The sequence below is a fragment of the Komagataeibacter rhaeticus genome (assembly GCF_003207855.1).
In the GTDB taxonomy this organism is placed as follows: domain Bacteria; phylum Pseudomonadota; class Alphaproteobacteria; order Acetobacterales; family Acetobacteraceae; genus Komagataeibacter; species Komagataeibacter rhaeticus.
Genome location: NZ_NKTZ01000009.1, coordinates 64,956 through 84,314, shown reverse-complemented (window position 1 = coordinate 84,314; position 19,359 = coordinate 64,956). Strand labels below are relative to the sequence as shown.

Annotated in this window: 17 protein-coding genes; 9 read left to right on the top strand and 8 right to left on the bottom strand. The window is 63.2% G+C overall.

The window, feature by feature from the left end; genetic code table 11:
* Nucleotides 1-58 precede the first annotated feature (58 nt).
* The 3 genes from CFR78_RS10325 to CFR78_RS10315 are packed head-to-tail and all read left to right on the top strand — an operon-like array spanning nucleotide 59 to nucleotide 4,025.
* Nucleotides 59-1,171, top strand: a complete 1,113-nt coding sequence (locus CFR78_RS10325; RefSeq protein ID WP_240471358.1) for an ABC transporter ATP-binding protein — start codon at nucleotides 59-61, stop codon at nucleotides 1,169-1,171.
* Nucleotides 1,172-1,205: 34 nt separating this feature from the next.
* Nucleotides 1,206-2,252, top strand: a complete 1,047-nt coding sequence (locus CFR78_RS10320; RefSeq protein ID WP_034929514.1) for an ABC transporter substrate-binding protein — start codon at nucleotides 1,206-1,208, stop codon at nucleotides 2,250-2,252.
* Between the two features lie 15 nt (nucleotides 2,253-2,267).
* Nucleotides 2,268-4,025, top strand: a complete 1,758-nt coding sequence (locus CFR78_RS10315; RefSeq protein ID WP_084149639.1) for an ABC transporter permease subunit — start codon at nucleotides 2,268-2,270, stop codon at nucleotides 4,023-4,025.
* Nucleotides 4,026-4,244: 219 nt separating this feature from the next.
* On the opposite strand, the gene CFR78_RS10305 is transcribed toward CFR78_RS10315, so the two are convergent.
* The 3 genes from CFR78_RS10305 to CFR78_RS16010 form a co-directional block, all read right to left on the bottom strand.
* Nucleotides 4,245-5,180: a LysR family transcriptional regulator gene (locus tag CFR78_RS10305; RefSeq protein ID WP_034929521.1), complete on the bottom strand. Its 936-nt coding sequence runs from the start codon at nucleotides 5,178-5,180 to the stop codon at nucleotides 4,245-4,247.
* A 227-nt stretch (nucleotides 5,181-5,407) separates the two neighbouring features.
* Nucleotides 5,408-6,646 (bottom strand): flavin-containing monooxygenase, encoded by a 1,239-nt coding sequence (locus CFR78_RS10300; protein WP_034929524.1) that lies wholly within the window; start codon nucleotides 6,644-6,646, stop codon nucleotides 5,408-5,410.
* A gap of 122 nt (nucleotides 6,647-6,768) precedes the next feature.
* Entirely contained in the window at nucleotides 6,769-7,146 is a 378-nt protein-coding gene (locus CFR78_RS16010) for a hypothetical protein (protein WP_146221275.1), read from the bottom strand.
* A gap of 130 nt (nucleotides 7,147-7,276) precedes the next feature.
* Between CFR78_RS16010 and CFR78_RS16265 the strand changes: the two genes are divergently transcribed.
* Both CFR78_RS16265 and CFR78_RS10290 read left to right on the top strand, forming a co-directional pair.
* Entirely contained in the window at nucleotides 7,277-7,417 is a 141-nt protein-coding gene (locus CFR78_RS16265) for a hypothetical protein (RefSeq protein ID WP_156953854.1), read from the top strand.
* Nucleotides 7,418-7,434: 17 nt separating this feature from the next.
* Nucleotides 7,435-9,786 (top strand): TonB-dependent receptor, encoded by a 2,352-nt coding sequence (locus tag CFR78_RS10290; protein WP_223846546.1) that lies wholly within the window; start codon nucleotides 7,435-7,437, stop codon nucleotides 9,784-9,786.
* 135 nt (nucleotides 9,787-9,921) lie between these two features.
* Here the strand turns inward: CFR78_RS10290 and CFR78_RS10285 are convergent, their stop codons facing one another.
* From CFR78_RS10285 to CFR78_RS10270, 4 genes are all read right to left on the bottom strand, one after another.
* Nucleotides 9,922-10,980, bottom strand: a complete 1,059-nt coding sequence (locus tag CFR78_RS10285) for a transporter (protein ID WP_034929529.1) — start codon at nucleotides 10,978-10,980, stop codon at nucleotides 9,922-9,924.
* A 129-nt stretch (nucleotides 10,981-11,109) separates the two neighbouring features.
* A complete protein-coding gene (locus CFR78_RS10280) occupies nucleotides 11,110-11,511 on the bottom strand; it encodes a DUF3597 domain-containing protein (protein ID WP_034929532.1) in 402 nt (133 codons plus the stop codon).
* A gap of 78 nt (nucleotides 11,512-11,589) precedes the next feature.
* Nucleotides 11,590-12,888: an adenosylhomocysteinase gene (gene ahcY / locus CFR78_RS10275; protein ID WP_007397602.1), complete on the bottom strand. Its 1,299-nt coding sequence runs from the start codon at nucleotides 12,886-12,888 to the stop codon at nucleotides 11,590-11,592.
* 81 nt (nucleotides 12,889-12,969) lie between these two features.
* The gene (locus CFR78_RS10270; RefSeq protein WP_034929534.1) at nucleotides 12,970-14,001 is read right to left on the bottom strand and encodes a dipeptidase; all 1,032 of its coding nucleotides are present in this window, start codon (nucleotides 13,999-14,001) and stop codon (nucleotides 12,970-12,972) included.
* A gap of 203 nt (nucleotides 14,002-14,204) precedes the next feature.
* Here CFR78_RS10270 and CFR78_RS10265 point away from each other — a divergent pair, with 203 nt between their 5' ends.
* The 4 genes from CFR78_RS10265 (at nucleotide 14,205) to CFR78_RS10250 (ending at nucleotide 17,966) form a co-directional block, all read left to right on the top strand.
* Nucleotides 14,205-15,038 (top strand): aldo/keto reductase, encoded by an 834-nt coding sequence (locus tag CFR78_RS10265; protein ID WP_039998636.1) that lies wholly within the window; start codon nucleotides 14,205-14,207, stop codon nucleotides 15,036-15,038.
* Between the two features lie 160 nt (nucleotides 15,039-15,198).
* Nucleotides 15,199-16,329 (top strand): lytic transglycosylase domain-containing protein, encoded by a 1,131-nt coding sequence (locus CFR78_RS10260; RefSeq protein WP_034929537.1) that lies wholly within the window; start codon nucleotides 15,199-15,201, stop codon nucleotides 16,327-16,329.
* Nucleotides 16,330-16,379: 50 nt separating this feature from the next.
* Nucleotides 16,380-16,997: a peroxiredoxin gene (locus CFR78_RS10255; RefSeq protein WP_007397608.1), complete on the top strand. Its 618-nt coding sequence runs from the start codon at nucleotides 16,380-16,382 to the stop codon at nucleotides 16,995-16,997.
* Between the two features lie 243 nt (nucleotides 16,998-17,240).
* Nucleotides 17,241-17,966 carry a CbtA family protein gene (locus tag CFR78_RS10250; RefSeq protein ID WP_034929541.1) on the top strand — a complete coding sequence of 242 codons (726 nt, stop codon included), beginning with the start codon at nucleotides 17,241-17,243 and terminating at the stop codon, nucleotides 17,964-17,966.
* Here CFR78_RS10250 and CFR78_RS10245 read toward each other — a convergent pair.
* Nucleotides 17,957-19,144, bottom strand: a complete 1,188-nt coding sequence (locus CFR78_RS10245) for an extracellular solute-binding protein (RefSeq protein WP_034929544.1) — start codon at nucleotides 19,142-19,144, stop codon at nucleotides 17,957-17,959. The genes CFR78_RS10250 and CFR78_RS10245 overlap by 10 nt on opposite strands.
* Between the last annotated feature and the right edge of the window lie 215 nt (nucleotides 19,145-19,359).

Below are 19,359 nucleotides of genomic sequence, written 5' to 3'. Positions count from 1 at the left end.
GTAGGCGCTCGGCCAGAGAGGACGTTTCATGATAGGTATGAATGTGGCAGGTTTCAGTATGTCACCTGATTCGCATAATAAAGATCAAATAAATTGCTGGACATCCGGCCTGGCACCGGACCCTTCCGCGCACAAACTGCAGGTACAGGGGCTGTACAAGGCCTACGGGCAGACACTGGCGCTGGACCGGGTTGACCTGCATGTCGCGGCGGGGGAATTCGTGACCCTGCTGGGGCCGTCGGGTTCGGGCAAGAGCACGCTTCTGCAGCTGATCTGCGGGCTGACACCACCAAGCGGGGGCAAGCTGCTCATTGATGGCCGGGACCAGACCTTCGCCCCCCCGGCGCAGCGTGACATTGGCGTCGTGTTCCAGAATTACGCCCTGTTTCCCCATCTGTCCGTGGGTGAGAACGTGGCCTTCCCGCTACGTATCCGCAAGGTGGACAGGGCTGCCATGGCCCGGCGGACCGAGGCGGCGCTGGAGATGGTCGGCCTGCATGGCTATGCCGCACGCATGCCGGCGGAGCTTTCGGGTGGCCAGCAGCAGCGCGTGGCCCTGGCGCGGTGTCTGGTCTACCGTCCCTCGCTTATCCTGATGGATGAATCCTTTTCCGCGCTGGATCGTAACCTGCGGCTGGTCATGCAGGACGAAGTGCGGCGCATCCACCGTGAAACCGGAACGTCCTTCGTGTTCGTCACCCACGATCAGGAGGAAGCCATGACGATGTCCGACCGGATCTGTCTCATGAACCAGGGCCGGATCGAGCAGTTCGATACACCGCGCGCGCTGTATGCCACGCCGCGCACGGTTTTTGCCGCCAACTTCATCGGGGCATCCACCATCCTGCATGGCGTGGTGCGCGCGGGCGGGGTGCTGGCAACCGCAATGGGCGATATCCCGCTGCCGCATGCGTGTTCCGCCCCGGCGGGCACGAAGGGGGCCGTGGTGCTCCGCCCCGAGAACCTGGCGCTGGGCCCGGCACAGGATTCGGGTCTGGGCGGCACCGTGCAGGACGTGACGTTCAACGGTCCCGACCAGCGTGTCGTCTTCCGGCTGCGCAATGACGAATGCGTCGTCATCCGCGCGCCCGTGGGCATGGCGCTGCATGCGGGCCAGCCAGGCAGCCTGCAGTGGGAGCCGGGCGACGGCCATTTCATTCCATGCCCCTGAGCCTGCATTCCAACGGTAAGGATCTGGATTATCCATGCTTCTGACGCGACGAGCGATGCTTGCCACTGGTGCGGCGGGGGGACTTCTGGGTGTGGCACGGCGGGCACGGGCGCAGGGGGTCTCGCACCTGACGGTGGCGGATGTGGGGGCCGAACCCTCGGTTGCCATGCGCCGGGCCTTCTATGAACCCTTCGAAAAGGAGACCGGCATCGCGATTACGGCGGTGCCCCATGCGGCGGACCCCGTTACGCAGTTCAAGCTCATGGTTGATGCCCGGTCCTATATCTGGGATGTCTGCATGCTCAATTCGGAGCATGTGGCCCGGCTGGACCGTGAGGGGCGGTATTTCGAATCCCTGAACATCGCACCGGCGGAAACGGCGGATTTCATCCCCGGCATGACCACGGATACATGGTTGGCCTTTTCCGTCTATGCGGTCATGATGGCGTGGCAGAACAGCCACTTCCCGCAGGGCGGGCCGCGGAACTGGCCCGAATTCTGGGATGTGAAGCGCTTTCCCGGCCGGCGCGGCCTGTGCCGTTCGCCCGCCGCCACGATGGAACTGGCCCTGTTGGCCGATGGCGTCCCGCCCGATGCGCTGTATCCGCTGGATGTTGACCGTGCCTTCGCCTCCCTGGCCCGGCTGCGCGACAATGTTGCCATCTGGTGGGCCAGTGGTGCGCAGAACACCCTGTTGCTGGAAAGTGATGAAATCGACCTGTCCGATACATGGTCATCGCGCGCGCAGGCGGCACGCAAGGGCGGCGCGCCGATCACGCTGGTCTGGAATGGGCTGTACGTGGCCGATGGGTGGTCCATTCCCATTGGCTGCCCGCGCGCGGATATTGCCCGCGCTTTCGTGCGGTACTGCATGCGGCCCGACCGGCAGGCGGTCTATGCCATCCATAGTACCAACGGGCCGACCAACAGGCGGGCCTTTGACTACATGCGGCCCGAAAACGCGGCGCTGCTGCCAACATCGCCAGACAATTTCAAGGGACTGACCGGGTTCAATGCACAATGGTGGGGCGAGAACAGCAAATGGGTTTCGGAACGTTTTGAAGAATTCCTGCTTGAATGAGGATGGAAAACGCCAATGAAAGCAATGCCTGAAAAGCTGTCCGCCCCCGGCCTGCCCATGGCAGGGTGGGGCAGGCGGCTTCTGCCCTATGCGCCTGTGCTGCCGGGCGTGCTGTTTCTGGCCGTGTTCCTGATCCTTCCCCTTGTACAGACGGCATGGAGCAGCATTCACGATCCGGCCAGTGGCAGGCTCAGCCCGGTCGAATTCGTACGTGTGTTCCAGATCCCGGCCTATCGCCAGGTGCTGTGGAACACGGTGTGGGTCGGGCTGTGGTGCACGCTGTTCTCGGTTGGCATAGGCTACCCGGTTGCATTCTGGCTGGCCACGACATCGGAGCGGACGCGCCGGCGCGCGCTGTTCCTGATCATGGCGCCTTTCTGGACCAGTGTACTGGTCCGTAATTTCACATGGCTTGTCCTGCTGGGCCGGCATGGGCCGGTCGCGGGCTTCATGCGCATGGTCGGGCTGCACGGGGCAGACAGCCTTCTGTTCAACCGCCCGCTGCTGATTGTGGCCATGCTGTATGTGCTGCTGCCCATGGCCATCATTTCCATGCTGCCCGCGCATCGCAGCATAAGCCGGCAATGGCTGGATGCCGCATGTACCATGGGTGCCGGCTGGGCCGACCTGTTCTGGCGTGTCTACATGCCGCTGACCCTGCGGGGCACGGCGGCGGCGGCACTGCTTGTTTTCCTGTCGGCGCTTGGCTTTTTCATCACGCCCATGCTGCTGGGCGGGCGGCATGACGTCCTGCTGGGGGAGCTGATCATCCTTCAGATCGACCGTCTGCAGAACTGGAATTTCGGTAATGCGCTGGCGGTGATCATCGTGCTGGCTGGTGGAATTGCCATCCTGCTGACCAACTGGCTGTTCGATCTTTCCGGCACGGCGTCGCGCCGCGCCGCGGTTTCGCGCGCGCCGGTCATTCATGACCGGCTGGCCCGTATTTCGGCCGTCATTGGCAGCCTTGTCCCCCGTTTCCTGTGGCCGGGCCGCCATGGCGGGACGTGCCTTGCCGTGTTTGCCTGGTCGGTTATCGCTTTTCTTGGTGTTCCCCTGCTGGCCATCGTGCCGATGGCGTTTACGCGGGATTCCTTTCTGGTGTTTCCGCCGCATCTGGGCACGCTGCGCTGGTTCGTAACCTATTTCCATGATCCGTTATGGATTTCCGCCACCCTGCGTTCGCTCAGGATCGGGTTCGGGGCGGCAACGCTGGCCGTCGTGTTGTCCGGACTTGCGGCATTCGGCATTGCGCGCATGAAGGGACGGATGGCGGGTCTGGGCATCCTGGCCTTCATGGTGCCGCTGGCGGTGCCCCCCATTGTCATTGCCCTGGCACAGTTCGGCCTGTTTGCCCGCGTCTCCATGATCGCCACTGATAGCGCGATCATGCTGGGGCATACCGTGCTGTGCATGCCCATTGTCTTTACCATCCTTCTGGGTGGTTTCCGTTCCTATAACTGGCAGCTTAACCAGGCGGCGGCCACGCTGGGTGCAAGGATGCCGCAGATCCTGGGCCATGTGCTGCTTCCGCTGCTGCGTCCGGTTCTGGTTGCGGGGTTTGTGGCGGGGTTCCTGACGTCCTTTGATGAACTGACCATCGCGCTGTTTCTGGGGGGAGGGCTCAAGACCACACTGCCCAAGCAGATGTGGGATGCCGTCCTGCTGGAGGTCAGTCCGCTGCTTGTCGCGGTATCGGTTGTCATGATGCTTCTCATAACGGTGCTGTTCGTGATCATGGAAAGCATGCAGCGCAACAGGGCGGCACCATAGGATGCATGCGGGCACAGTCGGCCGATAAAGACAGGATAAGGATTTCCGGGCGCCGTCCTTTCCGCAAGAAGGCGGCGTTTCCTTACATTTTTCCGGAACGGGCTGCCATCCGCGGACAGGGGCGGCCGGAAACCCCGCTACCGCCCGGCCGCATCATGTACGCGGCCTGCCGCGCGCCAGAAGGGTGCCTGGACGGGGAGGAATATGGCGGGGGCGGTCTCAGTTCGTGAAATCAGGGCCGACCATGCCGGGAATGTGGGAATCGGAGATACAGGTCATGCAGTGGTCTTCGAAGCTTTTGAGCAGCCGCGACTTGCGGACGCTGGCGGGCGTTGCAATGCCCATGACCATGGCACGCTGTTCCCCCGCAATGCGTAACCTGACCACCCGGCGGCCATCCAGCGCCAGATCCGAGCGTGGCCGGACATTGGCCAGCGTATAGCCGTAGCCATTGGCCACCATGGTCCGCACCACTTCCTGATGGGCGGAATATGAGTACATTTTCGGCTTCAGTTTCTCACGGAAGAACAGCGCCAGAAAATATTCACGGCTCAGTGGCAGGTCCAGCAGGATCAGTGGTTCCTGCGCCAGCTCGGCCAGCTCCACTTCCTGGCGTCCGGCCAGCGGATGGTCCTCGCTGACCAGCGCATGCGGGGCCAGGCTGGCCAGCGGCACGAAATCGATCCCCTCGGGGATCAGCAGGTCATAGGTGACCGCGATATCGATTTCGGCCCGTTTCAGCTTGTCCAGCAGCAGTTCGTGATTGGCCTCGAACTGACGGATTTCCGTTCCCGGATAGGCGGCCATGAAACTGTGGGCCAGTTCGGGCATGATCATGGGGGCCAGGGTGACCATGGAACCGACCGTAAGCGGGCCACGCACCTGGTCCGTTGCATCGGAGGCCGAGGTGTAAAGCCCCTCGGCCATCTGGATGATGCGCTTGGCCTCGGCCACCAGCTTGTGGCCCGCAGGGGTAAGGGAAAGCCCCTGTGCGTGATGGCGGACAAAAAGCTGGACGCCCAGCTCCTGCTCCAGATGGCTGATCGCGGTCGAGATGGAAGGTTGGGAGATCGACAATCGCTCGGAGGCATGCCGGATGGACCCTGCCTCACCCGCAGCGATGAAGTATTCAAGCTGACGCAATGTGTAGCGCATGGTGCCGTCTGCTCCGTCACGAGGTCGCAAATGAGGCGCGACATGAGAAAATTTAGCCACAAAATCTTCTCGTTGTCACCTGCCGCGCCTGTTTTTGCATCCAGGTCCGCCCGATCAGGCCGGGATACCGCCTGACGGGGCGCGGTAATCACCTCCCGCACCCCCTTCCCCGTCCGCGGACAGGGGACGCGGAAGGGGGCCATGCGCAGCGGGGGAGGAAAGGCGCCTTACGCCGCCACGGCCTTGCGGCCGGCGATATGATCGGCCAGGTAGTCCGCATCGTGCCACACGCCCCAGATGAAGGGTGACGCCCGGCGTGACAGTCCGGCCAGTCCCAGGAAATACAGCCCCGGGACCTTTGCCACGCCCCGTTCGTGAACCGGGGCGCCCGACGGGTCGAAGGCATCCACCTTCAGCCAGCGGGTAAAGTCGAGCGCATAGCCCGTGGCCCAGACAATGGAGGTGATGCCGGCCCTGGCCAGGTTGAGCCGCAGCAGCGGGTCGGTCACGCATTCCGGGTCGGGTGCGATGATGCGGGCCTCGGGTTCCTCGGGCAGGTCAAGCCCTTCGCGCGCCACATAGGCATCGGCGGCATCCAGCATCGCCAGGTAGTTGGCATCCCCCAGCGCGATGTTGCGGGCCAGGTCGGGTTCGAACGCCATTTCCCCATTGGCAAAGGACTGCGCGCGGCCGACCAGTGTCATGCCACGGCTGGCCAGTTCACGGAAGTCAACGGTATGGCCCCCATGGGCGCCACTGACCGCTATGGTGACATGGTCGGCCGAGGTATTGCTGGGCTTGGCGTCCCACATGCCCAGCACGCCCAGCCACCATACGAAGTCACGCCCGCGGTAGCGGCGGGGCGGCCGGTCATGGGGGCCGACCGAAAGGAAGACGCGACGGCCCGAGCGCATCAGTTCATCCGCGATCTGCGCCCCGGAGGAACCGGCGCCGATTACCAGCACGCCGCCTTCGGGCAGCTGGTCGGGATTGCGGTAGGAAAAGGAATGGATCTGGTTGAACCCGGCATCGTCCGGTACGATGGCGGGAATGACCGGGCGCTGGAAGGCACCGGTTGCCGCCACGACATTGGTCGCTTCGATGGTGCCGGTGGACGTTTCCGCAACGAAGCCGCTGCCATCGGTCTTCCTGTGCAGTGTCTTCACTTCCGTATCGCAACGGATGGGTGCTGAAATCTGTTGTGCATAAGAAACGAAATAGTCCACGATGTTCTTGCGTGGCGCAAAACCGTCCGGGTCGACACCGGGGAAAGTCATGCCCGGGAACCTGTCGTGCCAGGCGGGGCCATTCGCCACAAGAGAATCCCATCGGCCACGCCAGCTTGAAGCAATCTGGCCTTTTTCAACGATCAGGTGAGACAGACCGCGTTTACCAAGGTGTTCACTCATCGCCAGTCCGGCCTGCCCGCCACCAATGATCAGTGTATCAACTTTTTCAACTGGCATTTTCGGCACTCTTTTCTAGCATTACATGAAAATCAGTAGGAAAGTCAGGGGTGTCCCAAATCTTTATTGTATTGATGATGATCCCGAAACAAGGATATCGTTCAGCGCTGATTAGCTTTTTCCTACGGCGGCACCGCGCAGGGGTGCCGGGCCGGGAAAACCGTTCCGTGGCGCATGTCCTGTCCGGCATGTTCCATGCTTTCGGGGGCGCCATCAACCGCAACCTGTGTGGTCATTGCCGTTTTTTTCATGCGGTTTTCTTCCGTTTCCGGCACAGACGGGCCGGGGCGTACGGTTCTGGTGGCCGCTATGTGATGGATATGCATGAATTTATCCGGTTTCCCGCGGCTGCCGGTGGCGGGCGCGTCAGATATTTTTATGACTTGCTTTAAAAAATAGTCATTGCTGGTCCGCAATGTAGACGTATGCTGTAAATCAAGTTTGCATCTGACTGCGAGAGTAGTCATCTCAAGACTGAACAGTTCCAGCCTGGAATCCATGATTATTTGTTATTTCAGGAGAATTGTCTGCATGAGTGAGAAATTGGCTGATTATCATAAAAAAGTATAATATGTTGAGGATAAGGTTCCTGCACAATAAAACTACTGGACGGGAATGTTGAAAATCACGATGCCTGATATTCTGATGGAAGGCATGGTAGTAAAACCCTGTCCTGAAAAAATGGATATGCCGCATCTCATGATCAGAGATTTTGACCGCCTGCCGTATCCGTATGCAAAAATACATTGCATATCCAAAACAACAACCTGAATGTCGGGAGTTTAGTGATGAAGAAACGGGCTGCTTTCTTTGCCGGTGTTTCGATGATATGTCTCACGACAAGTGCCTATGCCGCCGTGCAGTCGGGTAATTCGGGAAACAGCAAGCCTGTGCACAAGAGCAGTGGCGCAAGCCGGGCCAGCAAGGCCGAGATGCCGAAGGCACAGGAAGAAGCAATTGCCGTGAAGACGGTGCGGCATACGACCCATGCCGCAACGCAGGTGGTTTCGCGCAAGCAGATGGATGATGCCGTTGCGGGCACCAGCCCGTACATGATCCTTGCCAACACGCCGGGCGTCAACTTCACCACGGATGATGCACTTGGTCTTGATACCTGGGCGGCTTCGCTCTATGTGCGCGGGTTCAACAAATCCCAGATGGGCGTGACGCTGGATGGCATCCCGCTGGGTGATCAGGGCTACCAGAAATATAACGGCCTCGATATCAACAGCGCGCTGACCCAGGACAATATCCAGAGCATGAGCGTATCCAAGGGCGGCGGTGCGGTGGACGTGCCGTCAACCACCACCCTTGGCGGTTCGATCCAGTTCGTGTCGCGTGATCCCAGCAAGAAGATGGGCGGTACCGTATCGCAGGTATTCGGCAGCTTTAACGCATTCCGTACCTTTGCCCGTTTTGACAGTGGCGAGCTTAATAAAAGCGGCACACGGTTCTATGCATCCTACATGCGGATTGACAGCGGCAAGTGGAAAGGCGAGGGGACCCAGTTCCAGCAGCAGGTCAACTTCAAGCTGTACCAGCCCATTGGTGAAGACAGCCACATCTCGGCCCTGTTCGACTGGTCCGACATGGAAATGTGGGGCTATGAAGACCTGAGTTTCAATGCGCTTGATACCCTTGGCCAGCGTGTCGATATCTATTATCCCGATTATGCCCGCGCCTACCGTGCGGCACAGGGACAGTTCAGCGGCGGCATAGGCAAGCTGAAGGACCCGCTGGACGGCGCATATTACGATGGCGGCACGACCGAACAGAACTTCCTGGGCGCCCTGACCCTGGACTTCAGCCTGGCCCGCAACCTGCGCTGGAAGACGGTTGGCTACGCGCATGCCGATTCAATGAACTCGTCCTATACCGATCCTTACGATCCCTCGCCCAACGGCAGTGCCCTGTCCGAACAGCTGTACCAGCCCAATCTCCGTCGCTTCGGTTTTACAAGCAACATCACGTACAACATTGCCCACAACAATATCGAGACGGGCATCTGGTACGAAAACAACGAATATACCAACGGGTATTTCCTGTACCAGGAACCTGTTCTGGGGCAGGGGTCTCCGCTCAAGGCGGTTGGGCCTTATACGACGTATGGACCGGCCTTCTACCACCCGTGGCAGAGCACCTATCATACCAATACGTTCCAGTTCCATCTGCAGGACACGTATTATGTGCGGCCCAACCTGTCCATCAATGTCGGCTTCCGGTCGTACCTGCAGACGACGGGCGGCGGTGCATCGTATAATAACGAGGCCGAAAGCGGCGTTGCCGAACTGCCGAGCGGCAGCCTGACAACGGCTGGTGCGTTCCTGCCGCATGTCGCGCTGGACTGGACCTTTGCCCGTCATCATGAGCTGTATTTCGACATGGCTGAAAACATGCGCGGCTACAATTATGGCGGTTACCAGAGCGGAAGCCTGCCCAGTGCGTGGCAGGCCCATGACCAGGCAACGTTCCAGGCCCTGAAAAAGACCATCAAGCCCGAAACGGACTGGGTCTATACACTGGGTTACCGTTATACATCGAAGCTGGTTTCGATCAGTGCCGACATATACCGTGCCAATTATTACAACCGCATGCAGTCCATTACTTCGGGAACACTTGTTGACCCGCACTCCATCGTGACCAACGTTGGCAGCATCAACCTGAACGGCGCGGATGCGGAAGTGGTCTTCACGCCGATCAGGCACCTCGCCATCTCGAACAGCATGAGCTATGCGCATTCGATCTATGGCAACGACCTGCAGTCGGGCGGCACGCTCTATGCCACCAAGGGCAAGCATACGGTTGCCTATCCTTCGTGGATGTACAAGGGGCGGCTGTCCTATTCCTACGGCAATGCCGAAGCCCATCTTGACGCCAACTACATGGGCAAGCGGTATTTCAGCTACACGAACGATACATCGGTGCCGGCCTACTGGCTGGTCAGCCTTGGCGCCCGCTATCGCTTCAAGAATGTGTGGCGCGCCCACAACCTGGTATTTGACTTCAACGTCTACAACCTGCTCAACCATTCCTATATCGCAACGATTGGTGAAGGCGGCTTCCCGCTTTCGGGCGACCGTCAGTCCATGCTGGCCGGTGAACCGCGTTCCTACTTCGGTTCCGTGAAGATGGATTTCTGACCGGCACTGCGCGGGGCCGTGCCCGGTACGGGCATGGCCTTCCGCCATGACGGACGCTGTCCCGCGGGCCATGTCGATACGTAATGTATCGGCATGGCCCTTGTCGTTGCGGCGCCGGTGACGGGGCAGGGATCGCTACAGCAGTTTCATCACCTTGAGCAGCATCCATGTAATCATCATGAAGATGAAGCAGATGCCACCGGCCTCCACCGTGCCCATGGTGCCCGATGCCAGGAACATGCCGCCGGTATTCATGCCGAAGAAGCCGGTCACGAAGGTTGCGGGCAGCATGAGCGTGGTCACGATGGAAACGGTGTAAAGCCGCCGGTTGGTTTCTTCCGCCTGGCCCGATGCCAGTTCATCCTGCAGCGAGCGCGCACGGTCCTGCAGCGCCAGAAGGTCATCAAGGGCCGCGTGGATCTGGCGCTGGGAACGGTCGCGGATGTCGTCTTCCGCCCATTCGGGCAGTTCCAGGTCCTCGTTATGGAAAATGCGGTCAACGGGCGAGATCACGCGCCGCAGTTCGGTCGAGCGGCGGCGCACGCGTCCGATCAGCCCGCTTATGCGCCCGAAATCCGTGTGCTGGTCCAGGGTCAGCAGCAGGTCCTCGGCACGGTCAAGCTGGTCATCCAGCATGCCGATATTGCGCCGCACGGTATCGGCGAATTCAAGCAGGGTATGGTCCACCACCTCGGCGGGAGAATCCAGCGAATCGATGCGTTGCAGCGCGCGGTACACCACGCCCAGCGCGGGCACCGGCTGGCGGCGCGTGGTGATGAGCAGCGTGGGCAGGACCGCGAAGCGCCAGGCGGAAAGGTTCTTGTCATCTTCCGACATGGCATCGTCAAAGCCGGGCAGCGCGCCATAGACGATATCGCCTTCGGCTTCCACATTGGTGCCCCGGTCGGTACTGCCCAGGGCCAGGCGGACTTCCTCGGGCAGGCAGGGAATGGCCTGGATATGCGCACGGCTGGCGGTATGGACAATGTCGTAATGCAGCCAGACCCATGATCCCGGGTTTTCAGGGGGGCGGCCTTCCAGGGCATGGGCGATCTGCGTATCGCTCAGGCGTTGCGGGCGCTGGCCCGACTGGCAGGCAATGGCCCATACCAGTCCGTTGGAGACGGATGTGGTGGCAGGCAGCGGCAGGGGGGAGGCGCTATCCGCCATCGGGAAATCGGGGACGGTTTCCATCGCATATCCCTCCGTCATGCCGCAGCCCGGGCACTGCCGGCTCTGGCTGGTGGTGTTGTCTGGCCCAAACGAAACGGGCGGCCGGTGGCTGGTGGCCACACGTCCGCCCACCCGCGTTTCAGCCGGGCATTATTTCATCAGGTCGGGGGAAACCTTGCCGCCATTGGCCGCCAGCTTTGCCATGACCTGCTTGATCAGCCAGACATTCATGGAAGCGGAATCGTTCATGTCACCCGTGTAGTGCAGTTCCGTCGCCAGTTCCTTGCGCGCGGAAAGCGAGCTGTCCAGCCCCAGCAGCTTCATCAGGTCCACGATGGAGGTCTGCCAGTTCAGCTTTTCGGGGTTCCTGGCCGCCAGTGCGCCCAGCACCGCATCCACGTCAACCGGCTGTGCCGGGGCTGCCGCCGGTGTGGCGGGGGCGGCGGCGGGTGCAGCGCCAGCGGCCGGGGCCGCGGTGGTGGCGGCCGGTGTGGCTGCCGCAGCGGTGTGGCTGCCAAAGATCTTGGACAGGATCGTACCGAAGATGCTCATGATATCTTTACTCCAGGGTCAGGTGTTCCCGGCGGGAAGCCGGGAACATCATGCACAGGTTAAGGTATTGCGCGGCGCTCAGTAACGATACAGGTCATTCTTGAACGGCCCGTTGACCGGAACGCCGATGTAATCGGCCTGCTGCTTCGACAGCCTGGACAGATGCGCGCCAACCTTTGCCAGATGCAGGAAGGCCACCTTCTCGTCCAGATGCTTGGGCAGGGTATAGACCTTGTTTTCGTATTTGTCCGCCGGTGCCTGCCACAGGTCGATCTGCGCCAGCGTCTGGTTGGTGAAGGATGCGGACATGACGAAGGAAGGGTGGCCCGTGGCGTTGCCCAGGTTCACCAGGCGGCCTTCGGACAGCACGATCAGGCGCTTGCCATCGGGGAAGACGACCTCATCCACCTGCGGCTTGATGTTTTCCCATTTGAAGTTGCGCAGCGCGTTGATCTGGATCTCGGAATCGAAATGCCCGATGTTGCACACGATGGCACGGTGCCGCATCTCACGCATGTGCTCAAGCGTGATGACATCCTCGTTTCCGGTCGCGGTCACGAAGATGTCGCCGCGCGGGGCGGCTTCTTCCATCGTCACGACCTCGTAGCCTTCCATCGCGGCCTGCAGGGCGCAGATGGGGTCGACCTCGGTCACCAGTACGCGGCAGCCCGCGTTGCGCAGCGATGCGGCGGACCCCTTGCCCACGTCACCATAACCGGCAACCACGGCAACCTTGCCCGCCATCATCACGTCGGTGCCACGGCGGATCGCGTCCACCAGGCTTTCACGGCAGCCGTACAGGTTGTCGAATTTCGACTTCGTGACACTGTCGTTCACGTTGATGGCCGGAACCTTCAGCAGGCCCTTCTTTTCCATCTCCCACAGGCGGTGCACGCCGGTCGTGGTCTCTTCGGAGATGCCGCGCACGTCATTGAGCATCGCGGGATATTTTTCATGCATCAGCGTCGTCAGGTCGCCGCCGTCATCAAGGATCATGTTCGGCGTCCAGCCGTCCGGCCCCTTGATGGTCTGTTCGATGCACCACCAGAACTCATCGTCGGTCAGGCCCTTCCAGGCAAAGACCGGCACGCCCGTGGCCGCGATGGCCGCCGCCGCCTGGTCCTGGGTCGAGAAGATGTTGCACGATGACCAGCGCACCGTCGCACCCAGCGCCGTCAGCGTCTCGATCAGGACGGCGGTCTGGATCGTCATGTGCAGGCAGCCGGCGATGCGCGCGCCCTTCAGCGGCTTGGAAGCGCCGTATTCCTCACGGAGCGCCATGAGACCGGGCATTTCGCCTTCCGCGATGGAAATTTCCTTGCGGCCCCATTCGGCAAGCGAGATGTCCTTGACCTTGTAGTCCGTGGTGGTGGTCATTTTCTATCCTGATATTCGTTAATTCGACACGGGATATACCCGTTTGGGCCCGACTGATCCAGAGCGGGCGGCAGATGATGTTCACGCCATCGTGCGCGCCACGTCTTCCGCCTGCCGCAGGATGCGCAGGAAATTCTCCCCCCACAGGGCGGCAATCTGGCTGTTGTCATAGCCCCGGCCGCGCAGTTCCATCGTCAGGTTGCCGGACTGGGAGGCATCGGCCCAGCCGCGTATGCCGCCCCCGCCATCGAAATCGGACGAGATCCCGACATGTTCGATCCCGATTCGGTTTACCGCGTAGTCGATATGATCCACGAAGTCGGCCACCGTGACCGGGCGCATGTCGCGCACGTCACGCGGGCGCAGGAAGGCGTCCATCGCGGTGATGTGGATCACGCCGCCGCAGGCCTTCAGCGCGTCAAGCTGGCCATCATCAAGGTTGCGGGGATGATCGCACAGCGCCCGTACGCAGGAATGGCTGGCAAAGACCGGCGCGCGCGACAGCTTTACCGCCTGCATCATCGTGCTGCGCGCGGTGTGGGAGACGTCCACCAGCATGCCCAGGCGGTTCATCTCGGCCACCGCGTCGCGCCCCAGCGCGGACAGGCCGCCATGCAGGCTTTCGGAATCATTGAGGTGGTGCATGGGCCGTGCCGAATCGGCCAGCTGGTTGTGGCCGTTATGGGTCAGCGTCATGTAGCGCGCGCCAAGGGCACGGAAGCGCGCGATGAGCGAAAGGTCCTCCCCCATCGCATAGCCGTTCTCCACCGCCGGAATGATGGCGATGTCCCCCGCCGCATGGGCCGCGCGCACCGCCGCCGCCGTATCGCATACCCGCACGCCGGGGTTTTCGCCCGTCCGGGCAATCACGGCCAGCATCTCCAGCGCCCGGGTGCTGGCGGCCGCGTGGCCCGCGTCGTCGCGCGCATCCTGCCCCACATAGGCCACAAGGCAGGCCGCCCCCAGCCCGCCCGCGCGCATGCGTGGCAGGTCCACCCGGCGCGAGGGCGCGCCGGTGCCAAAGTCATCCCGGTCGGGCCAGGGGATGTCCACATGGGTGTCGATGGTCAGGAGCGTGGGGTGGGGGGCGGCGTGCGGGGATGGATCGGTCATGGAGTCCCTCTCTGGATGGTGACAATGAACCACATGCACCCCAGTCCTGAAAACTGGGCATAAACCAAAACCGGCCCTGTATCGTTAGTCTGGCTACCGGCGACGCACGTCCAGCCCCGGTCCGGTTGCCAACCCGCCGCCTGCGCGCCGGGACACCCCACGGGATACCCCAGTGGCCGGGTGCGCCTGACGAAGGAACCACCATGACCACCATCCCCCTGCTTACCCTCAATGATGGACACCGCATTCCCGCCATGGGGTTCGGCACCTATCCGCTCGACAACCCGCAGGCCGAGGCCGCCGTGCGCGAGGCGCTGACGGCGGGCTACCGCCTGTTCGATACCGCGTCGCGCTACGGCAACGAAAGCGGCGTCGGTACCGGGCTGGTCAGCTTTGACGTGGGGCGGGAGGATATTTTCGTCACCACCAAGCTGCGCGGCGCCGACCAGGGCTTTGACAGTACGCTGCGTGCGTTCGAGGCCAGCCTGGCACGGCTGAAGATGAGCTATGTCGACCTTTACCTGATCCACTGGCCACTGCCGCTAAAGGACCAGTATGTCGAAAGCTGGAAGGCCATGATCCGCCTGCGTGACGAAGGGCGGATCCGCTCGATCGGCGTGTCCAACTTCCTGCCCGAACACCTGCGGCGCCTGGTGGATGAGACCGGGGTGACCCCCGCCGTCAACCAGATCGAGATGCATGCGGATTTTGCGCAGGGGCCGCTGCTTGCCGTGCATGAGAAGCTGGGCATCCTGACCGGGGCCTGGAGCCCGCTGGGCCGGGGCAGACTGCTGGAAAACCCGGTGGTGCAGCGTATCGCCGCGCGGCATGGCAGGTCAGGCGCGCAGGTCCTGCTGCGCTGGATCATCGACCGTGGCGCGGTGCCCATTCCCAAAAGCGCGCATCCCGAGCGCATGCGCGCCAACCTGCACAGCTTCGATTTCCAGCTGACGGCGGATGACATGCGTGACCTCGCCACGCTGGACAGCCCCCACAACCGCACCGGCGGTGATCCCGCCACCTATGTGGAGGAATAACGCCACGCCACCGTTCATGCCGGCCGCCCCGGCCGGGCGCAGGGCAGGATTGCACAAGCGCGGGCCGGGCTGTTATGGTGCGCCGCCCGTCCCCCCGGGCGGGTGTACTGGCACGTCCGCCATGGGAACATGGGCGGCATGAGCGGGATCACGGCACCACATGGCACCAACCCAGGCAGCAGCGGCATCTGACGGCGGCGAAGCATCCGCCCCATCGCCTTCTTTTCCCTGCCGGCGCGCCGTGCGGTGGCTGGCGCTGGGGCTGGCGGGCATGCTGGCCGCCTGTGCCAGCAGTGGCCCTCACGAAATGAGTGAGGAGCAGATGATCCACGAGGCCGATTCCTACCGTGCCCGTGCCCATACCAGCTACGCCCCGCCCGGACCGCCGGAAGACCCGTGGGGGCCTTACATCACCGAGGCCTCGCAGCGTTTCGACGTGCCGGACATCTGGATACGGCAGGTCATGCAGCGCGAGTCGGGGGGGCAGCTTTACCGCAATGGGGAATTCGTCACCTCGCTGCCGGGCGCCATGGGCCTCATGCAGCTCATGCCGCCGACCTATGATGAAATGCGTGCCCGCTACAACCTTGGTTCCGATGCGTTCGAGCCGCATGACAACATCATCGCCGGTACCGCCTATATCCGCGAAATGTATGACATCTACGGCTCCCCCGGCTTCCTGGCCGCGTATAACAGCGGGCCGGGACGGCTGGATGACTTCCTTGACCGCTATCATACCCTGCCCAAGGAAACGCGGGACTACGTGGCGTCCATCGGGCCGAAAATCGCGGGGACCTCGCCCGTCAACCGCTCCCAGGCCGACCTGCTGATCGAGGCCCGTGCCCTGGCCCGCGCCCAGGCTGCGCAGAACAGCCGCGGCGGACACAGCCGGGGCCGCCAGCTTCTGGCCGCCGTGCCGGGTGGCACGGCATCCGATGCCCCGTCGCCCGAGGCCGCGGCCGTGCGGGCGGCATGGAGCGCGCGTGAGGAAAGCGGCGTTGTGCCCATGACCGCCGCCGGAACGCGGCCGGGCGTCATCAGCATGGCGCCCCGCCATGACTGGGTGGTGCAGGTGGGGGCCTATGGTTCCGAAGGGCAGGCACAGCACGCGGCGGGGCTGGCGCGGGCCAGGGTTTCGGCCAGCGGGGTGCATACCCAGGTTGCAAGCGTTGCGTCGCATCGCGGTCATGTCTATCGTGCAAGGCTGACCGGCCTGTCGCACGAGGCTGCCGAACAGGTCTGCCAGCGGATGGGCAATGCGGGCTGCCAGGTCCTGCCGCCCGCCACATGACGGCCCGGTCACGGGACCGCAGAGACCCTGTTGTCAGGGTGTGAGGGAGCATGAGGTATTTTTACAGGCGTTCACGCTGGTCCCTGCCGGGGCTGTGCCTGCCGCTGGTGGGCATCATGGCCTTTGCGGGATTCGTGTGCTTTTCCCCCGCGCGCGCGGCGCTGCCCGTAGGCAGCCAGGCGCCCCTGTTCAACGCACAGGCCACGCGCAATGGCAGCGAGTTCAGCTTCCATCTGGCCGATGCCCTGCGGCAGGGGCCGGTGGTCCTGTATTTCTATCCCGCCGCCTTTACCCGTGGCTGCACCATCGAAGCCCATGAATTCGCCGATGCGATGGACCAGTACAAGGCGCTGGGGGCCTCGGTCATCGGCATATCCACCGATGACATGCCAACGCTGGACCGTTTTTCCGTAAGCGAGGGGCATGGCCGCTTCCCCGTCGCGGCCGACCCGCAGGGCCAGATCGCGCGGATGTATGACAGCCGCCTGCCGCTGCTCAACCGCGCCAGCCGCACATCCTATGTCATCGCGCCCGATGGCAAGGTGATCTATGCCTACAGCGCGCTCTCCCCCAGCGGCCATGTCAGCAAGACCCTGGATGCGCTGCGCCAGTGGCATGCGGCGCAGGGCAGCGCCAGCCCGGTTTCCCTGCCACCCGCGGCAAAATAGGCCGGCCGCCCCTTTGTGTTTGACTTGGGGGCGGGGGGCGCTATTGACTGGTCCCCCGTCATCTGCGGGGGAGAAGCCGGTGGAAACCCGGCACGGTCGCGCCACTGTATAGCGCATGCGTGCATGCGGAAGTCAGACCTCTCCTGCGGATCAGGCTACCATTCCGTTACGGGACGCGCTTTCCCGACAGGAGATCTGAACCATGTCCCATCCTTTCATTCCGGCCCGCCGGGGCGTGGCCTGATGGCCGGCCGCCTTCTGCTGCGTGGCATGCTGGCGGGCATTCTTGCCTCCTGCCTTGCCTTCCTTTTCGCCCGTGTGTTTGGTGAACCGCAGGTCAATCTGGCCATTGCCTTTGAATCCGCCCTGGATGCGGCGGCCGGCGAGGCGCCGGAGCCGGAACTGGTCAGCCGTGGGGTGCAGGCTTCCATCGGCATGCTGACCGCCGCCGCCATGTATGGCGCGGCCTATGGCGGGCTGTTCGCGCTTGTGTTCGCCGCCGCCTACGGGCGGCTGGGCCGGTTTTCGCCGCGCATGCTGGCCCTGCTGCTGGCGGGGGCGGGGTTCCTGGCCGTGGTACTGGTGCCTGACCTGAAATACCCGGCCAATCCGCCCGCCGTGGGCCAGCCCGAAACTATCGGCATGCGGACCGCCACCTATTTCGAGATGATCATCTTCTCGCTATGCGCGCTGACGCTGGCGGTACTGGCGGGCCGCAGAGGGGCGCGACACTGGGGCAACTGGGGGGGCGCACTGTGTGGCGCGGCCCTTTTTGTGGTGCTGGTGGCCGTATTGCAGGCGGTGCTGCCCGATTTCAATGAAGTGCCGGACAATTTCCCCGCCACCGTGCTGTGGCGCTTCCGCGAGGCGGCGCTGGGCATGCAGCTTGTGCTGTGGGGCAGCCTGGGGCTGCTGTTTGGCATCATGGCCGACCGGCTGCTGGCACGGTCGCCCGTGCGCTATGGCTGAGTAGCGGCCTTTGCCCCGGCATCCCGGCTGTCCGTGCCATCGGTTGCGGCGGCTGGTGGCGGGGCATCGTCGCGCATGACCCTGTCCCACACCGCGCGCAGGCGGGCATCCATGCCGTCATCCGGCGTGGGGTAGGGGTGGCTGGCCGCGAGATAGGCGGCCTGCTGGTCCCAGTGCAGGGCAGCGCGGGTCGCCTCGTCCAGCGGTGCGCGGGTGGAGGCGGGCATGCCCCAGTAGCATGAGGACGTGGCAAGCCGCGCCTGGGCTGCGGGGGTGCGCAGATACTGCGCGAACGCCACCGCCAGCGCCTTGCGCTGGGAAGCCGCGGCAATCGAGATACCATGCAGCCACCGCATCGCCCCCTGCCGGGGCACCGTAAAGGTCAGGTCCGGGTGCCGCGGGTCGGTCGGGCTGCTTCCGGCCTGTGCGGGGGTGCCGCCTTCGCCCACGCCCGCCGTGGTCCATGCGCCGCCACCCACCACGATATCCACCTGCCCATCGGCCAGTGCCTGCTGCACGGTGGCGATATCGCCCACGATCGGGGCGCTGGCGCGCAGGGTGGCAAGCTTTGCCTGCAGCGCGGGCAGGTCGGCTGTGTTCAGCCGCGCGGGGTCCAGTCCCAGCGCCAGGGCGATGTAGGACAGTACGGGCAGATAGCTGTCATAGATGGCAATGCGCCCGTGGTAGCGGGGCTGCCAGATGGCGTTGATGTCCTCCATGTCGGTGGCACTGACGCGCGCGCGATTGAAGGCCACGGCGTTGAAGCCGTATTTTTCCGGCACGGCATACAGCCGCCCGCCATATGAGCCGGTAGCCGGGTCGCCGATGGCGGGCGCCGTGCCGTTATCGGGAAAATCAGCCGGGTCCAGCGGCATGAGCAGCCCGGCTTCAGCCAGCTGCGGGGCTGCCGTCTCCTCCATGATCACCACATCCCAGTCCGCTGCCTGCGCCTGGCGCAGGATGGCGCGGGTGGCATCGGTGCTGTCGATGTCCTTGAAGTGCACGCGCACCTTGTTGGCCTGTTCAAAGGGGCCAAGCAGTTCCGGGTCTTCATGGTCGCACCAGGTCAGCACGTTCAGCACATCGTCCGCCGCCCGGGCGGCAGGAAGCGGGAGCATGGCCAGGACCATGAAGGCGGTAGTGGCGGCAAGCGCGCCACGACGGCTGCATGCGGACATGAAAAGGCAACTCCTGCAGGGATTTACCCTCCAGCATGGACGTGTCTGGATGCAAGGTCCAGTAAGGATGGGTGACGAAGGGTGTAAAAAACCATGGCCCCCGGGCCCCTGATCCGGCGCCCCTGATGCCCGTACCGGCCGTTACCGGGGCCGGGCCGGGGCGTTGCGCGCATGACACGCCAGCCTTCCGCCCCGGCTGCTCCATATTGTCGCAC

What these genes read in the sequence shown, in the direction of transcription:
- CFR78_RS10325 (WP_240471358.1), top strand. Translation starts at nt 59, where the DNA reads ATGTCACCTGATTCGCATAATAAAGATCAAATAAATTGCTGGACATCC.
- CFR78_RS10260 (WP_034929537.1), top strand. Translation starts at nt 15,199, where the DNA reads ATGGCACCAACCCAGGCAGCAGCGGCATCTGACGGCGGCGAAGCATCC.
- CFR78_RS10255 (WP_007397608.1), top strand. Translation starts at nt 16,380, where the DNA reads ATGAGGTATTTTTACAGGCGTTCACGCTGGTCCCTGCCGGGGCTGTGC.
- ahcY (WP_007397602.1), bottom strand. Translation starts at nt 12,888, where the DNA reads ATGACCACCACCACGGACTACAAGGTCAAGGACATCTCGCTTGCCGAA.
- CFR78_RS10285 (WP_034929529.1), bottom strand. Translation starts at nt 10,980, where the DNA reads ATGGAAACCGTCCCCGATTTCCCGATGGCGGATAGCGCCTCCCCCCTG.
- CFR78_RS10320 (WP_034929514.1), top strand. Translation starts at nt 1,206, where the DNA reads ATGCTTCTGACGCGACGAGCGATGCTTGCCACTGGTGCGGCGGGGGGA.
- CFR78_RS10305 (WP_034929521.1), bottom strand. Translation starts at nt 5,180, where the DNA reads ATGCGCTACACATTGCGTCAGCTTGAATACTTCATCGCTGCGGGTGAG.
- CFR78_RS10245 (WP_034929544.1), bottom strand. Translation starts at nt 19,144, where the DNA reads ATGTCCGCATGCAGCCGTCGTGGCGCGCTTGCCGCCACTACCGCCTTC.
- CFR78_RS10270 (WP_034929534.1), bottom strand. Translation starts at nt 14,001, where the DNA reads ATGACCGATCCATCCCCGCACGCCGCCCCCCACCCCACGCTCCTGACC.
- CFR78_RS10315 (WP_084149639.1), top strand. Translation starts at nt 2,268, where the DNA reads ATGAAAGCAATGCCTGAAAAGCTGTCCGCCCCCGGCCTGCCCATGGCA.
- CFR78_RS10290 (WP_223846546.1), top strand. Translation starts at nt 7,435, where the DNA reads ATGAAGAAACGGGCTGCTTTCTTTGCCGGTGTTTCGATGATATGTCTC.
- CFR78_RS10300 (WP_034929524.1), bottom strand. Translation starts at nt 6,646, where the DNA reads ATGCCAGTTGAAAAAGTTGATACACTGATCATTGGTGGCGGGCAGGCC.
- CFR78_RS10265 (WP_039998636.1), top strand. Translation starts at nt 14,205, where the DNA reads ATGACCACCATCCCCCTGCTTACCCTCAATGATGGACACCGCATTCCC.
- CFR78_RS10280 (WP_034929532.1), bottom strand. Translation starts at nt 11,511, where the DNA reads ATGAGCATCTTCGGTACGATCCTGTCCAAGATCTTTGGCAGCCACACC.
- CFR78_RS10250 (WP_034929541.1), top strand. Translation starts at nt 17,241, where the DNA reads ATGGCCGGCCGCCTTCTGCTGCGTGGCATGCTGGCGGGCATTCTTGCC.
- CFR78_RS16265 (WP_156953854.1), top strand. Translation starts at nt 7,277, where the DNA reads ATGCCTGATATTCTGATGGAAGGCATGGTAGTAAAACCCTGTCCTGAA.
- CFR78_RS16010 (WP_146221275.1), bottom strand. Translation starts at nt 7,146, where the DNA reads ATGGATTCCAGGCTGGAACTGTTCAGTCTTGAGATGACTACTCTCGCA.